We start from the raw sequence: 15134 nt of genomic DNA on the forward strand, positions 1-15134 counted from the left end.
CATGCTCCTCCGATCCCGTATCCTGCTGCTCTTCGCGCTGGCCACGCTGCTGGTCGCGGCCTCGGTCGCACTGCCGGCCTGGCTGGTGCTCCGCGACGGGCAGGAACGCGCCGCCACGCTGCGCGCCGGCCTGCAGGCCGCAACGCTGCGCGAGGCCGTGGACCGTGCGGCGGCGCCGTTGATCGCCACGCTGCGTGGCGCCGCGATGGATGAGGCGCTGCTCGCGGCGCGTGCCGCGAATGACGAATCGGCGCTGCGGCAGAGGTTGGCATCGCTGCGCGAATCACTCGGCATGGTGGGGCGCATCGACATGGTCGGTGCCCAGGGCCAGCTTCTGGCGGCCGCCCCCGCCGCGGCGGACCCGCTGGCCAGCGGCGCCACCGCGCTGCAACGCGATCTGGTGCCGGGCCAGGTGCATGCCGGCTTCGAATCGGCCGAAGGTGAGGTTCTGCTGGTGGCCAGCCTGCGTCTCGCGCAGGGGGATCTGCTGTCGCTCGGCGTGCCGGCGGAAGCCGCACTCGGGCAGATCGCGCGGCATCTCGGCGCCGATCTGCTGATGCGCGATCGCAGCGGCGCAACGCTGTTCGCCAGCACGCCGGCCCTGCGCGAGGAGGCGGCGGCGCTGCGGGCCGGGGAGACGGTGCAGATGAACAGCCGGCTGCTCCGGCTGGAGGCGACGCCATCGGAGAATTCCGCCGGCGCCGTGGTGGGCGAGATCCTGGTGCTGGCGGATGCCACGGCGGAGATTCAGTCCCGTCGCCTGTTGCTGCTGGTGGCCTTCGGACTGCTCGTCGTGGCCGCTGCCGTTACCTGCCGGGCGCTGTATGGCGTGATCCGCGATGCGCTGGACCCGCTGACGGAACTGGCGCGCGCGCTGCAGGCGGTGGCGGGCGGCGACATCTTCGCCTCCGCCGCCATCGGCCGGCGTGGCGACGAGGTAGGCGCGATCGGCGAGGCGCTGGAAGCGCTGCGCAGCAACACCCTGGCGCTCGACCGGTTGCAGACCGGCAACCGCCTGGCAGGGCTGCGCGAACGCGCGCTGATCGGGCGGGAGATCGCACGCCTGACGGCGGTGCTGGAAGGCCCGGCGCGGCGGGAAATCCTGGGCCTGCTGGAAGGCGAAGGCGCCACCCTTGGCCCGGCCTTCGCGCGGCTGTCCGGGCATGTGGTGCAGCAGCACCGCGCCATGGCGGAACTGCTGGCCGAACGCACCCGCGACCTGGCCCTTGTGCGCCAGGCGCTGGATGAGCGCCTGCAATTCAACCGGATGCGGGAGGAGCTGGACGTGGCGCGGCGGCTGCAGCTGTCCTCGCTGCCCACCACCTTCCCCGAACGCCCCTGCTTCCGCCTGCATGCCGCGATGGTGCCGGCGAAGGAGGTGGGTGGCGATTTCTGCGACCTGGTCATGCTGGACGAACACCGCTTGGTGCTGATGATCGGCGATGCCTCCGGCAAGGGCGTCGGTGCGGCCATCTTCATTGCGATGGCCCGCAGCCTGCTGCGCGCCGCCATGGGTCGCGGTGCGACGCCGGCGGAGGCGCTGGCCCAGGCCAACGACATGTTGGCGGCGGACAACCCGACACTGATGTTCGCCACGGCCATCGTCGCCGTGCTGGATTGCCGCACCGGCCTGCTGACCTACGCCAATGCCGGCCACAACGCGCCGCGCCGCCGCTGCGAGGACGGGCGGGAAGGCGAGCTGCCGGTCGAAGTCGGCATCGCGCTGGGCGTGGTGGATGGCATCGATTTCGCCGACCAGACCCTGACGCTGGAAGCGGGCGACCATCTACTGATGTTCACCGATGGCGTGACGGAGGCGATGGGTCCGGGCGATGCGATGTTCGGCGATGCGCGGCTGGCCGCCATCGTCGCCGATCCGCGCCTCGCTGGACCCGCAAAGCTCGTCGAGGCTGTGGCGCAGAGCGTCGAGGTCTTCGCAGAGACCGAGCCGCAGGCGGATGACATCACCATGGTGGCGCTGCACTGGCGCGGAGTCGAGGCGGCGCCTGTCGTACAAACACGTGAGAAGGAGACGGTCTGATGGATGTGACCACCGAAGTGCATGGGGATGCGCTGATCCACCGCGTCAGCGGGCGCATCGATACCGGCACGGCCGCCGATGCGGAGCGCAAGCTGACGGCGGAAGTGCGCCAGGGTCGCCGCGTGGCCATGGACATGACCCAGGTGGCCTATGTGTCCTCCGCGGGGCTGCGCGTGGTGCTGATGGCGGCGAAGCTGGCCAAGGCGAATCGCGGTGCCATTTCCCTGTTCGGCCTGCAGGCGACGGTGCGGGAGGTCTTCGCCATGTCGGGCTTCGACAAGGTGGTGACAATCCGCGACGATGAAGCCTCCGCCCTTGCTGCCGTCGCGCCCTGAGATGGTCGAAATTCGGTTGCGTTGCGACCGTGACCCGGAGGCAGTGGAAAGCACGCTCGACGCCATCGAGGCGCATCTGCTGGCCGCCGGCGCAGCGGAGCCGGAGGTAATGCAGCTGCGCCTGGTGGCGGAGGAGATCGTCACCAACATCGCGCGCTGTGCCTGGCCCGAAGGCACCGAGGCGCAGTTTCATGTCGAGCTGGCGGCGGAGCCGCGCGAGGCCGGGCTCCATGTCAGCATGACCACAATCGATGACGGCCTGCCCTTCGATCCCACGGCGCAGGCGGAACCTGACATCGAGGCTTCGCTGGATGACCGCGCTATCGGCGGACTGGGCATGTTCCTGGTGCGGGAGATGACGGACGCGCAGCGCTACGACCGGGAGAACGGCGAGAACCGCTTTCGGGTCGAGAAGCTGCTGCAGCGTGGCTGAAACAGGCGCCGCGGCGCCGTCCTCCGGCCTGACCCAGGCATAACGTTTCCGTGACGGTTCACAGGTCGGAAAGCAGATGTAACCAGGATGGTTTCATACGCGGCCCGGCCCCCCGAGCGCTGCGCCAGATCGAGGACTATCTGATGACAGCGCCCGACAACAACGCCTGGTCTGATCTTGATGATTCCACGCTGGCTTCCGTCGTCGGCGGCAGTGGCACCTTGACCAGCACGCCTGCGGGCGGCGGCGAGGACGAGAACGAGGCGGAATACAGCACCAGCATCTCCACCCCCTCCGCGGCATCCGACAGCGTGTCCACGGGCGACGAGACCTCCACCAGCATCGTGGTGGAGGGCGTGACGCTGGAGGCCGGTGCCGGCTGGGCGGCGGGCGCTGAATACGAGATCACCTATACCAGCGCGGGCGCCAGCGCCGGCATTGGTGCCGGCACCTATGCCAGCGGCAGCGTGACCGAGGGCAACACCACCACCACCGTGACGCTGGAAGCGGGCGCGGGCGTCGAGGTTGCGGTCGAGGTCGGCGTGACCGGCATCGGCGCAACCGCCGGCGCCGGCACCAGCAGCACGGTGACGGTGGAGATCTCGACCCAGCAGGATCTGGGCGGCGGCACCACGATGACGACCACCACGACGGAGGAGATCGGCGTCAAGGCCGGGGTGGAAGGCACCGTGGCGATCGGCACGGAAGGCGCGGAGGTCGGCGGCGAGATCATGGCCGGCGCCTACCACTCCAGCACGGTGGAGGTGACGATCGGTGGCGAGGGCGGCTCCGGCACCGCCTCGATCGGCTATGTCGATGCGGGCGCCGTGGGTGCGGGCGTGGACGCCGAGATCGGCCTGCAGAATGGCGAGATCACAATCGGCATCAGCGGGGAAGCCGCCGTGCTGCTCGGCGGCGCCAATATCGGCGTCGGCGGCACGGTGGATGTCACCCCGGTGGGCGATGCGGTCGTCGAGGGCGTGGCGCTGACCGAGGCGGAGGCGCTGGTCGTGGCGGAGCAGGCGGCCGAGGAGGCGCGCGACGCGATGGCGGAGGCCCAGGAGGCGGCGGACGCTGCGCGCGAGAAGGCGGAAGTGGCGCGCGAGACCGCTGAGTCGCTGGAGAGAAAAATGCACATGAACTCCATCTTTGGTGGTGGGGGCACCATCAACAAGGGGATCGGTGGCAAGAGCGCGCTCGAGCGCGCCGAGGCCACGGCAGATCGGCTGGAGGCGGCCGCTGCCGTAGCGGCCGCGAAGCTCGCCGAGGTGACCGCCGTCTATGAGACGGCCAGCGCCACCTTCGAGACTCTGGCGGAAGCGGCCGCGGAGGCCGAGCGCATCGCGGCGGAAGCGGCGGCGGAGGTCGAGCGTGCCGCGGCGGATGCAGCGGCGGAGCTGGAGCGTGCTGCGGCGGCGACGGCTTCGGCCGCCAGCAGCGTCGTCAGCAAAGCTGAAAGCACTGTCAATAAAGCCACGAACGCGGCCAAAAAATTCTTCGGGCTCTGAACCGGCCCACCTCACCGCAGCTTCCGACCGCTAGGAGTCCTCACCATGACCGCACCCGACGACAACGCCTGGACCGACCTCGATGAGGCCGCTCTGGCCATCATCGTCGGTGGCAGCGGTTCCACCAGCGCCGCGCCGAGCAGCGGCGGTGGTGAGGAGGATGAGACGGAGTACGGCGCGAGCGTAACCAGCCCCACGGTGGTGTCGGGCGGGGTTTCAGCGGGCGAGCAGGTCTCCGCGGAAATCGTGGTGAATGGCGTGACGTTGGAGGCCGGTGCCGGCTGGGCGGCAGGCGCGAGCTTCGAGGTGACGCATACGGGGGCAAGCGCCGGCGCGGGCGTCGGCGCCGGCGTCTATGCCAGCGGCAGCGTGACGGAGGGCAGCGTCACCACCACCGTCACGGTGCAGGCCGGCGCGGGCGCTCAGGTTACCGTGGAAGCGGGCGCCACCGGCGCGAGCACCGGTGTTGCGGCGGGCATCGGCGGCACGGTCACCGTGGAAGTCGCGACCGAGCACGATCTCGGCCACGGCACCACGGCCACGACCACGACCATCACGGAGGTCGGCGTCCGGGCCGGGGCCGAGGGCGGAGTTTCGCTCGGCGTGCAGGGCGTGGAGGCCGGGGCGGACATCATGGCCGGTGCCTATGCCTCCGTCACCGTGGCGGCGACGGTCGGCGGCGAGCAAGGCTCCGGCACCGTCTCGGCCGGCTATGTCGATCCGGGTTCGGCCGGCGTCGGCGTGCAGTCCGGCGTGGGCTACCAGAATGGCGAGCTCACGCTGGGCGGCGAAGTCGAATTGGCGCTAGGGGTTGGCGGCGTCAATCTCGGCGTCAGCGGCACCGTCGATGTCAACGCGGTGGGTGCCGCAGCAGTTGACGGGGCCGTGCTGGCCGAGGCGCAGGCGCTGATCGCCGCCGAGGAGGCGGTGGAGCAGGCGCAGAAGGCGGTGGACCAGGCGCGCGAGGCGCTTGAGGGGGCACAGCGAGCCGCCGAGCAGGCGCAGGAGACCGCCCAGGCGGCACGCACGGCCGCGAACATGGTCGCCCGTGGCGGGCCGGCGGCCGTCGCCGCCCAGCTGGACCGTGTCGCCGATCGCGCCGAGGCTACGGTGGCCCGGTTGCAGGAGGCGGTTGTCGAGGCGCGTGCCGAGCTCCGTGAGGCGCGGGCAGGCTTCAGGGAGGCCGAGTCCACCTTCGGCGACCTGACGGATCAGGCTTCGGATGCCGTGCGGGCGGCTGTCGAGCATATTGAGGACACGGCTGAGTGGCCGGCGGCGGAAGCCGAGCGTGCGGCCGCGGCAATCGCCGAGGAGGCGGAGCGGGCGGCGGAAGCCGCGGCAGAGGCAGCCGAGCGGGCCGTCGCCGAGGCGGCACGGGCGGCGCAGGAAGCTGCGGCGGAGGCCGAGCGGGTCGCCGCGGAGGCGGAGCGAGCGGCCGCGCAGGCGGCGGCGGAAGCTGAGCGGGTTGCCGCGGAGACGGCGCGGGCCGCGCAGGAGGCGGCAGCGGAAGCGGAGCGGGCCATTCAGGCGGCGGCCGCGGAGGCCGAGCGCGCGGCGGCTGCGGCAGCGGCGGAGGCCGAGCGTGCGGCGCAGGCGGTGTTGGGCGAGGCGCGGGCGCTGATCGCCGCCGAGGAGGCGGTGGAGCACGCACGTGAGGCGATGGACCAGGCGCGGCAGGCGGCGGACGGGGCGCGCCACGCCGCCGAACAGGCGCAGGAGGCGGCCGAGGGGGCGCGAGCGCATGCCAGGCAAGCCGCCCGGACCATGCCGCGGTTCATGGCAGACCAGGCCGACGCCGCCGCCGACCGCCTCGAGGCGGTTGCGGTACGGTTGCAGGATGCGCTGGGCGGTGCGCAGCAGGCGCTTGATGTTACGCAGGCGGGCTTTGAACGGGCCAGCGCCCAGTTTGAGAGTCTGGCCGGCCAGGCATCGGAGGCGGTCCAGGCGGTCGTCGAGCGGATCGAGGCCGAGGCCGCCGAGGCCGAGCGGGTTGCCGCGGCCATCGCGGCGGAAGCCGAGCGCGTGGCGCAGGAAGCGGCGGCGGAAGCTGAGCGTGTGGCCCGGGCGGTGGCGGCGGAGGCCGAGCGGCTGGCCCAGGAAGCGGCGGCGGAAGCCGAGCGTGTGGCCCAGGCGGCGGCAGCCGAGGCGGAGCGTATCGCCGCGGCGGCAGCCTCGACGGTCACCAATGTCGCGAATCAGGTCGCAAGCGGCGCCAGCAGCGTCGGCAGAAGCATCTCGCGCGCATTCAGGTTCTGAGCGACCGAGAAAGTATGTTTGCCATACATCTTCGATAAAGAATGTTGCGCGATAATAATGGCGCAACATAAGTCTGCTACGAGATCGTCGTATTACTTATGTTCGAATCCATTGACCCGAAGGACGCGCCGCCATGACCGCACCTGACAACAACGCCTGGACCGATCTCGACGAGAAGTCACTCTCCGCCGTTGTCGGGGGCAGCGGCTCCACCAACAGCACGCCGACCAGTGGCGGGGACGAGGATGAGGCGGAGTATGGCGCCAGCATCAGCAGCCCGACCGTGGTGTCGGGCGGCGTCTCCACCGGCGACCAGGTTTCGACCAGCATCGTCGTGAATGGCGTCACGCTGGAAGCCGGCGCCGGCTGGGCGGCCGGGGCGGAATATGAGGTGACGCACACCGGGGCGAGTGCCGGGGCGGGTGTCGGCGCCGGCGTCTATGCCAGCGGCAGCGTGACCGAGGGCAACGTGACCACCACGGTCACGCTGGAAGCTGGCGCGGGCGCGCAGGTGGGCGTGGAAGTCGGCGTCACCGGCATCAGCTACGGCGCCTCGGCGGGTATCGGTGGCAGCGTGACGGTGGAGGTGTCGACCGAGCACAACCTTGGCAACGGCACGACCGCGACCACCAGCACCACCACCGAAGTGGGCGTGAAGGCGGGCGTGGAAGGCACGGTTTCGATCGGCGCGGAAGGTGTGGAGACCGAGGCGGAGATCATGGCGGGCGCCTATGCCTCGGTCACGCTGGAGGCGACGATCGGCGGCGACGAAGGCTCCGGCACCGCTTCGGTCGGCTATGTCGATCCGGGTTCGGCGGGCGTCGGCGCGGATGTGCAGGCTGGCTATCAGGACGGCGAAATCACGTTGGGCGTGGGCGGCGAGGTGTCGCTGCTGGTCGGCGGCGTCAATCTCGGCGTCAGCGGCACGGTCGATGTGAATGCGATCGGCGACGCGGCGAGCGACGCCGCGGTTCAGGCCGAGGCGCAGGCGCTGGTCGCGGCCGAACAGGCGGCGGAGCAGGCGCGGGAGGCAGTGGCGGAGGCGAAGGAGGCTGCTGAGAAGGCCGAGCAGGCGGCCGAGCACGCGCGGGAGGTCGCCGACAAGGAGGCGAAGGAAGCCGTGCAGGCAGCAGCCAAGGTGGGCGGCGGCATTCTCGGCGCAATCAGTGGCAATGCCGTCAAGGCCGCTGTCGAGAAAGCACAGGCCAAGGCGGCAGATGCCGCGGCGGATCGCCTGGAGGCTGCCGCGAGCAAGGCTACTGCCACGTTGAAGGCCGCGGAAAATGCGCTTGAGAAGGCGGAGGCCACCGCCGAGAAGTTGCTCGACCAGGCTTCGGATGCCGTGAAGGCCACCGCCGACCAGATCGAAGCGGCGGCCGAGAAGGCGGCGGCCGAGGCCAAGGCGGCGGCGGAAGAGGCGGCGGCGGAGGCGCGGGAAGCGGCGGAGAAGGCGGCGGCCGAGGCCCAGGCGGCGACGGAAAAGGCGGCGGCCGAGATGAAGGCGGCGGCGGAGAAGGCGGCTTCGGAAGCCAAGGCCGCGGCCGAGAAGGCCGCGGCGGAAGCCAAGGCGGTGGCCGAGAAGATCGCGGCGGACGCCAAGGCCGCGACCGAGCGCGCCGCGGCGGAAGCCAAGGCGGCTGCCGAACGTGCCGAGGCGGAGGCCAAGGCGGCTGCCGAGCGCGCCGCAGCGGAGGCCAAGGCGGCCGCAGAGCGCGCCGCAGCGGAAGCGGCGGCAGCCGCCGAGCGAGCCGCTGCCGAAGCGGCGGCAGCCGCCGAGCGGGCCGCGGCTGAGGCGGCGGCAGCGGCCAAGGCCGCCGCGGACAAGGCGGCGGCGGAGGCCAAGGCCGTGGCCGACGCCGCGGCCTCGGCTGCGAAGAGCGCCGGAGACGCCATCAGCAGTGGAGCGAAAAAAGCCGGCAATTCCATCAAGAAGGCATTCCGGCTCTGACATTGCCGGGCCGGGGTAGGCGGCGCGGCATGATTGTGCCGTACCGCCTTCCTCCCGGTTGCCCTGCGCCCATCACGAAGCAGCTTTGGCTGCGTCGTTCCCGACCCCGGCCCGAGGGATTTCCCGCATGAGTACCGCCCCCAGCCCACCGCCGTTCCGTGCCGAGGCGGTTGCCTCGGCAACCTCCGTCACCGTGGTCGAGGATGCGCTGGAGGTGGTGCAGCCGCCCCTAATGGTACTGTGGTGGGGGCTGGCAGCACTGGTCGTCGGCCTGCTGGCCTGGTCCGCGACCACGGATGTGCCGGTGAAGATCGGTGGCCAGGGCATCCTTCTGTCGGCCGGTGGGCTGACCGACATCGTCTCCGATACCGAAGGGCGCGTCGTCGAGTTGCTGGTGGCGCCGGGTGACACTGTCACGGCCGGCAGCGTCGTCGCGGTGGTGGACCAGGCGGAGCAGCGCCTGCTGCTGACGGCGGCGGAGGGTGAACTGCGCGATGCGCAGGCGGCGCGGGCCGAGGTGCTGCGCTTTCAGGAACGCGATACGGAAGCGGACCGCGCCTGGCGAACGGCACGCGATGAGGGCCTGTCGCAAAGCCTGCGTTCCGCCCAGGAACGCCTGCGCCTGATGACGGAACGCGAGCAGGTGGTGCGCGACCTCGCCTCCCGCTCCCTGGCGACGCGCGACCGGGCCATTGGTGCGCAGGTCGAGTTGTTCGGAATCCGCGATCAGATCGAGACCGTCAGCAACGACCGTCGTGTGCTGGGGCTGGATGCGGTGATGCGGCAGACGCAGCGCGAGAAGGATCTGATGACAGCGGATCAGCGCGTCGCCCAGGCAGAACGCCAGGTGACCACCCTGAACGAACGTATCCGCCGCATGGGTGCCATCCGGTCTCCCTTCGATGGGCGTGTGGTGGAGGCCAAGGCCAATGCCGGCCAGGTGGTCAGTCGCGGCGGGCCGTTGCTGACGCTGGTGCGCAGCGATGTGCCGGGCGCCGAGGCTGGCGGGCTCGTCGGGCTGATCTATGTCGGTGCGCAGGACGGCAAGAAGCTGCAGCCGGGCATGTCTGTCGAACTGTCCCCGGCCACCGCCCCGCAGCAGGAATATGGCTATCTGCGTGGCCGCGTGGTGCGGGTGGCGGATACGCCGGCGTCGTCCGCCGGCATGCTGCGGACCTTGCAGAACGATGCGCTGGTGACCGAGTTCCAGCGCAACCAGCGCACCTTGTTCGAGGTGAACATCGTGATGGAGCGCAATACGCAGGGCGGGCTGAGCTGGTCTGCGGGAAATGGGCCGCCCTTCACCATCGAAGGGGGCACGCCGGTGGCGATGCAGGCCACGGTGCGCAATGTGCGGATGATCTCGCTCGGACTGCCCGCGCTGCAACGCTGGCTGGGGGAGGATGTGCGTGTCTCCGCTGCACCTCTCGCGGCAGAGCCGCCGACCACCGTCGCGGTGCGCTAGCAGATGCGCACGCCCACCATCCTGCAAATCGAGGCCGCTGAATGCGGCGCGGCGGCACTCGGCATCATCGCCGCCCATCACGGGCTCTGGCTGACGCTGGAGGATCTGCGCGCACGCTGCGGCGTGTCCCGCGACGGCAGCAAGGCGCAGCACATCGCCGCGGCGGCGCGCGAGATGGGCTTCGAGGTGCGCGCCGTGCGCGGCGAGCCAGAGGCGCTGGCCACCGTCGAAGGACCGGTGATCCTGCATTGGGGCATGGATCACTTCCTCGTCCTGGAAGGCAAGCGCGGCAGCAGCTGGCAGTTGAATGATCCGGCGCGCGGCCGTCGCCGGGTGGATGACCGGGAATTGCGCCGGCAGTTCAGCGGCATCGTGCTGATGATCAAGCCGGGGCCCGCCTTCAAGAAGGGCGGATCACCGCCAAGCGCCATGCGCGGCCTGGCGGACCGGCTGCGGGGCTGCCGGCGCGCCGTGTTGCTGGCCATCGGCGTCAGCGTGATCCTGGCGCTGCCGGGCGTGCTTGGCCCGTCCTTCCGCCAGGTCTTCATGGACCGCATCCTGTCGGCCGGTGTGATCGCCTGGCTGTGGCCGATGCTGCTGGCCATGCTGGGCGTCGGCGCCTTCGCCGCCCTGTGCACCTGGATGCAGAAGACGCTGCAGCACAATCTGGAGACCCGTGTCGCCGTCGCTGGCGGCATCGGCTTCATGGAGCGTGTGCTGCGCCTGCCCATGGCCTTCTACGGCCAGCGTGGCCCGGCGAGCATCGCCGACCGGGTCATGCAGAACGATCGCGTCGCCGGCATCGTCGCGGGCGAGATCGGCGGCACCATGCTGGCGCTGATCATGGCGGTGATCTACCTGGTGGTGCTGCTGTTGTTCGATCTGCGGCTGGGTCTGGTGGCCCTCGCCGCCGCGGCATCGCTGGCCGTGGCGCTGGGCCTGCTGTCGGCCCGGCTGAAGGAGGACCAGCAGCGCCTGATGAACGAACAGGCGATGGAGGCTGCGGAGGCCAAGCAGGGCCTCCGCATGATCGAAAGCTATCGCGCCAGCGGCAGCGAAGCGCTGCTGTTCGACAGGCTGATGGCGCGCCGCGCGCGGGCGCTGAACCTGCGGCAGTCGCTGATGCTGGGCCGCACGGCGCTGCGGCATTTGCCAGGGCTGGCGACCGCCGTGGCGGCGGCGACGTCGCTGGCGATCGGCGGTGGGCTGGTGATCGGCGGGCAGATGTCGATCGGAGCGCTCGTGGCGTTCCAGTTCCTTCTGGCGATGTTCCTGTCCCCGGTCGGGCGCCTGGTGCAGCTTGGCCCACGCATGCAGGAAGCGGGAGCCAGCCTGCGACTGCTGGACGACACCTTGCAGCACCCGCTGGCCGAGGAATTCACCAATCCGCCCGCCGCGCCGCGGTTGATCCGCCGCCTGGATGGTAAGATCGAGCTGCGCGACGTCACCTTCGGTCACTCGCGCCGCGCCGCGCCGTTGATCTCCGGCGTCTCGCTGGTGGTGGAGCCGGGGGAGCGGGTTGGCATCGTCGGTGCCTCCGGCTCCGGCAAATCCACCTTGGCGCTGCTGGCCGCCGGGCTGCATGAGCCCTGGTCGGGGCAGGTGCTGCTGGATGGCAAGCCGCTGCGGGACATTCCACGCGCCGTGCTGCGGCAGAGCCTTCAGGTGGTCGACCAGACGGCCACCTTGTTCACAGGCACGGTCCGGGAAAACATCGCGATGTGGGATCCGACGGTGTCCGAGGAGCGCCTGCATGCTGCGGCGCGCGATGCCGCGATCCATGATTTCATCCTGGAGCGGCGCGAGGGATACGCCTTCCCGATTTCCGGCGGTGGCACCAACCTCTCGGGTGGCCAGCGCGCGCGTATCGAGATCGCGCGTGCCTTGGTGCAGGACCCGCGCATCCTGCTGTTCGACGAGGCGACCGCGGCGCTGGATGACCAGACCGAGGCGGAGCTGTTGTCCAACATCCGCCGGCGTGGCGCCACCATGCTGGTGGTGGCCCACCGCCTGGCGCCGCTGCGCGATTGCGACCGTGTGGTGGTCATGGAACGCGGCGCGATCGTCGAGGTCGGACCGCCCGTGGAACTCGCGGCGCGGCGCGGTGCCTTCGCCACGCTGATGCTGCCGGCCGTTGCTGAGATGGGGGCCTGAGATGGACGCCTTTGTACCGCCCAACCTGCCTTCGCAGCCCGACCCCAACTTCCAGCAGCCGGCCCGCAGCCTGGGGGAGCCAGGCGCGTTCTGGCTGCTGGAAGCCGGGGAGGCCGATATCTTCGCGGCTCAGGGCGGGTTGGACGACTTTGAGCCAGGCCAGGCGCCGCCCGGACCCCACATGTTCATCGGCCGCATTGGCCCCGGCACGCTGGTGGTGGGCCATGGGCCCGATCTGGAATGCCTCGTCCTGCGCCCGGCCGCCGGCGCTCGGCTGCGCCGGCTCCCGCAGCTTTCCGCATTGGGCGGGCACCAGGCGCTGGTCGATGCGATGCAGCTCTGGGCTTCGGCCTTGGCCGGCGGCATGGGTGCGCGGCTCTGGCGGCCGTCCAACATCGACAAGGTGGCGCGCCCCGGCCGCAGGCTGCATCTGGCCGGGCGCCAGTCCGCGACCGCGCGCGGGGAGGGGGTGTGGCTGGAACTGCCTGCCGGCTGCGGCATGCTGCTGGGGCTGGAGCCGGTGGGCGGCCTGCTGCCGTTGCCGCCCGAAGCCTGGCTGATCGCCGATGGGGAGCTGGATGCGCTCGTGCTCAGTGCTCCGCCGCCCTCGCTGCTCGATGCGGCGGTGGAGGGCATCACCGCCTTCACCGATGCCTGCGTTGCCATGCTGCCGGGCCTGCGCAGCCTCGCGGAGATCGATGAAAGCGGCCGGTTGGGTCAGCGCGCCCAGCAGGATGCGGAAGCCGCCCAGCGCACCACGGAACTGGCGGCCGGGCTGCTGCACGCGCCGGCGCCGCAGGTGGCTGCCAAGCCGGTGGAAGCTGGGCCGGCGGAGCCGCTGTTCCAGGCCATGGTCACGGTGGCGAAGGCCGCCCGCATGCGCCCGCGCATCCAGCGCCCGACCCGGCTGCGCGAGCAGGACATCGACACGCCCCCGACCATGGACGAGATCGCCCGCGCCTCCGGCCTTCGTCTGCGGCCGGTGGGGCTGCCGGCGGAGTGGTGGAAGCGCGACCTCGGCCCGCTGCTGGCCCATATGGATAACGGCGAGCCCGTGGCGCTGCTGCCTCGCAAGGGCGGCTATATTCTGCAGGGCTTCGACGTCGCGCCGCAGCCGATGACCGCGGCGCTGGCGGGTCGCCTGGCGCCGCGCGCCTGGACGATGATCGAGCCGCTGTCGGACCGGCAACTTACCGTCGCCGATCTCGGCCGATTCGTGTTGCCCAGTCGTGGCGATAGCGGGTTGGCACTCGGCGCGGCGCTGCTCGGTGCCTTCCTCGGGCTCGGCATGCCGATCGCCATGTCCTTCGCCACCGGATCGCTGATTCCGGGCGGCAACCGAATGGGGCTGGTGGAGCTGGGTATCGCGCTGGCCTGCGTCGGTGTGGCCAATTTCGTGGTGCAGATGGCGGGCGATATCGCCAAGCACCGGCTGACGGCGACCGCGGAAGCGCCGCTGCATGCGGGGCTATGGGACCGGCTGTTGCGGCTGCCCATGCCGTTGCTGCGTAAATTCACGCCTTCCGAGGTTTCCTCGCGGCTGAACGTGGCGCTGTCCCTCCCGCTCGGCATGCAGGGCTTCAGGCTGTCCGTGACGGGCTATGCCGCGGCGCTGGCGACTTCCATGGCCATGCTGTTCATGTACCACGCCATCGCCGCGCTGGTCGGGCTTGGCATTCTGGCGGTGCAGCTCGGCATCGCGGTGGCGGGTGGCATTCTGAAATCCCGTGTGCAGCAAACCGGGCAGCAGCTTACGGGCCAGGCGGACAGCCTGGCGATCGAGGCGGTGGGCGGCATCACCAAGCTGCGCCTGGCCGGGGTGGAACACCGCCTGCTGGCGGCCTGGGCCGAACGCTTCATCGGCATGCGCCGCACGAAGCTGGTGGAGGAACATATCGACACCTGGCTGGCCTCCGCTGCCGCTTTCCTGTCCCTCTTCGGCGTCGGCCTGCTGTTCCTGCTGTTCATGTCCGGCGAGGCGCCCAATAACGCGGCCGTGGTCGGCTTCCTGATGGCCTTCATGATCGCCAATGGCGCGGCCAATGGGTTGGGTCAGGCCTTCACGGGCTTCTATCCGCTGTATGCGATGCGGAGCTATGCCGCGCCGCTGCTGCAAGCGCAGCCGGAGCCGACGGCGGGGCGCATCGATCCGGGCCGCCTGACCGGCCGCATCGCCATGACCAATGTCGCCTTCGGCTATGAGGGTGCGGACACGCCGCTGTTTTCCGGCCTGAACCTGTCGATCGAGCCGGGCGAGTTCGTCGCCATTGTCGGTCGCTCCGGCTGCGGTAAATCCACCCTGGTGCGGCTGCTACTGGGGCTGGAACGCGCGCGCTTCGGCAGCGTGACCTTCGATCGGCAGGATCTGGTCTCGCTCGACCTGGGCCTGCTGCGGCGGCGCATCGGCACGGTGCTACAGGGCGCGCAATTGCCGCCCGGTGCGCTGCTCGACGTGCTGCGCGGCTTCAGCGAGGCGACGGAGGCGCAGATCTGGCAGGCGCTGGCGGCGGCCGCCATCGCCGAGGATGTGCGCGCCATGCCGCTCGGGCTGCGCACGCCGATCGCCGATGCGGCGCATGTGCTCTCGGGCGGACAGGTGCAGCGACTGCTGCTGGCACGCGCCTTGGTGAACAAGCCCGATGTGCTGATCCTGGATGAGGCGACCAGCGCGCTGGATCCGGCAACCCAGGCGGTGACGACACGCACTTTGGCGTCGCTGACCTGCACACGCATCGTCATCGCACACCGGCTGGAGACGATCCGTGGCGCGGACCGCATCCTCGTGATCGAGCGTGGCAAGGTGGCGCATTCCGGCAGCTTCGAGGCGCTGGTGGCGCGCGGCATCCTGGATGGCGGGGCAGAGCTGCGAGCCGCCTGAGGCACGCGCCTGGTGCAACGGCAAGGACCACCTTGCCACGCCAGAGCGACGTCTTCAGAGCGGCGCTCCGCACAACGGCCGGCGGGCACGCTCATCATTCGCATCGGGATCCGGTG

General features: G+C 70.7%; 9 protein-coding genes. All 9 read left to right on the forward strand.

Going from position 1 to position 15134, the window contains the following annotated elements:
- The first annotated feature begins 1 nt into the window (after position 1).
- The 9 genes from ACVFYP_RS10810 (at position 2) to ACVFYP_RS10850 (ending at position 15018) form a co-directional block, all read left to right on the forward strand.
- Positions 2-2041, forward strand: coding sequence for a SpoIIE family protein phosphatase (locus ACVFYP_RS10810; RefSeq protein ID WP_499200183.1), 2040 nt, complete (start codon positions 2-4; stop codon positions 2039-2041).
- A complete protein-coding gene (locus ACVFYP_RS10815) occupies positions 2041-2376 on the forward strand; it encodes an STAS domain-containing protein (protein WP_499200184.1) in 336 nt (111 codons plus the stop codon). The genes ACVFYP_RS10810 and ACVFYP_RS10815 overlap by 1 nt, the downstream gene beginning before the upstream one ends.
- Positions 2377-2419: 43 nt before the next feature.
- A complete protein-coding gene (locus ACVFYP_RS10820; RefSeq protein ID WP_499200185.1) occupies positions 2420-2809 on the forward strand; it encodes an ATP-binding protein in 390 nt (129 codons plus the stop codon).
- 143 nt (positions 2810-2952) lie between these two features.
- Positions 2953-4317 carry a hypothetical protein gene (locus ACVFYP_RS10825; RefSeq protein ID WP_499200186.1) on the forward strand — a complete coding sequence of 455 codons (1365 nt, stop codon included), beginning with the start codon at positions 2953-2955 and terminating at the stop codon, positions 4315-4317.
- 45 nt (positions 4318-4362) lie between these two features.
- Positions 4363-6573 (forward strand): hypothetical protein, encoded by a 2211-nt coding sequence (locus ACVFYP_RS10830; protein WP_499200187.1) that lies wholly within the window; start codon positions 4363-4365, stop codon positions 6571-6573.
- 133 nt (positions 6574-6706) lie between these two features.
- Positions 6707-8521, forward strand: a complete 1815-nt coding sequence (locus tag ACVFYP_RS10835; protein ID WP_499200188.1) for a hypothetical protein — start codon at positions 6707-6709, stop codon at positions 8519-8521.
- A gap of 127 nt (positions 8522-8648) precedes the next feature.
- Positions 8649-9986, forward strand: coding sequence for an NHLP bacteriocin system secretion protein (locus ACVFYP_RS10840; RefSeq protein ID WP_499200189.1), 1338 nt, complete (start codon positions 8649-8651; stop codon positions 9984-9986).
- A 3-nt stretch (positions 9987-9989) separates the two neighbouring features.
- A complete protein-coding gene (locus tag ACVFYP_RS10845) occupies positions 9990-12140 on the forward strand; it encodes a cysteine peptidase family C39 domain-containing protein (RefSeq protein WP_499200190.1) in 2151 nt (716 codons plus the stop codon).
- A 1-nt stretch (position 12141) separates the two neighbouring features.
- Complete coding sequence (locus ACVFYP_RS10850; protein ID WP_499200191.1) at positions 12142-15018, forward strand: ATP-binding cassette domain-containing protein; 2877 nt, start codon at positions 12142-12144, stop codon at positions 15016-15018.
- Positions 15019-15134: the final 116 nt, after the last annotated feature.

Source organism: Roseomonas sp. F4, from assembly GCF_053891155.1.

Bases quoted from the DNA above. Each gene is read 5' to 3' on its own strand.
- ACVFYP_RS10845 (WP_499200190.1), top strand. From the start codon at position 9,990: ATGCGCACGCCCACCATCCTGCAAATCGAGGCCGCTGAATGCGGCGCG.
- ACVFYP_RS10835 (WP_499200188.1), top strand. From the start codon at position 6,707: ATGACCGCACCTGACAACAACGCCTGGACCGATCTCGACGAGAAGTCA.
- ACVFYP_RS10825 (WP_499200186.1), top strand. From the start codon at position 2,953: ATGACAGCGCCCGACAACAACGCCTGGTCTGATCTTGATGATTCCACG.
- ACVFYP_RS10830 (WP_499200187.1), top strand. From the start codon at position 4,363: ATGACCGCACCCGACGACAACGCCTGGACCGACCTCGATGAGGCCGCT.
- ACVFYP_RS10810 (WP_499200183.1), top strand. From the start codon at position 2: ATGCTCCTCCGATCCCGTATCCTGCTGCTCTTCGCGCTGGCCACGCTG.
- ACVFYP_RS10850 (WP_499200191.1), top strand. From the start codon at position 12,142: ATGGACGCCTTTGTACCGCCCAACCTGCCTTCGCAGCCCGACCCCAAC.
- ACVFYP_RS10840 (WP_499200189.1), top strand. From the start codon at position 8,649: ATGAGTACCGCCCCCAGCCCACCGCCGTTCCGTGCCGAGGCGGTTGCC.
- ACVFYP_RS10815 (WP_499200184.1), top strand. From the start codon at position 2,041: ATGGATGTGACCACCGAAGTGCATGGGGATGCGCTGATCCACCGCGTC.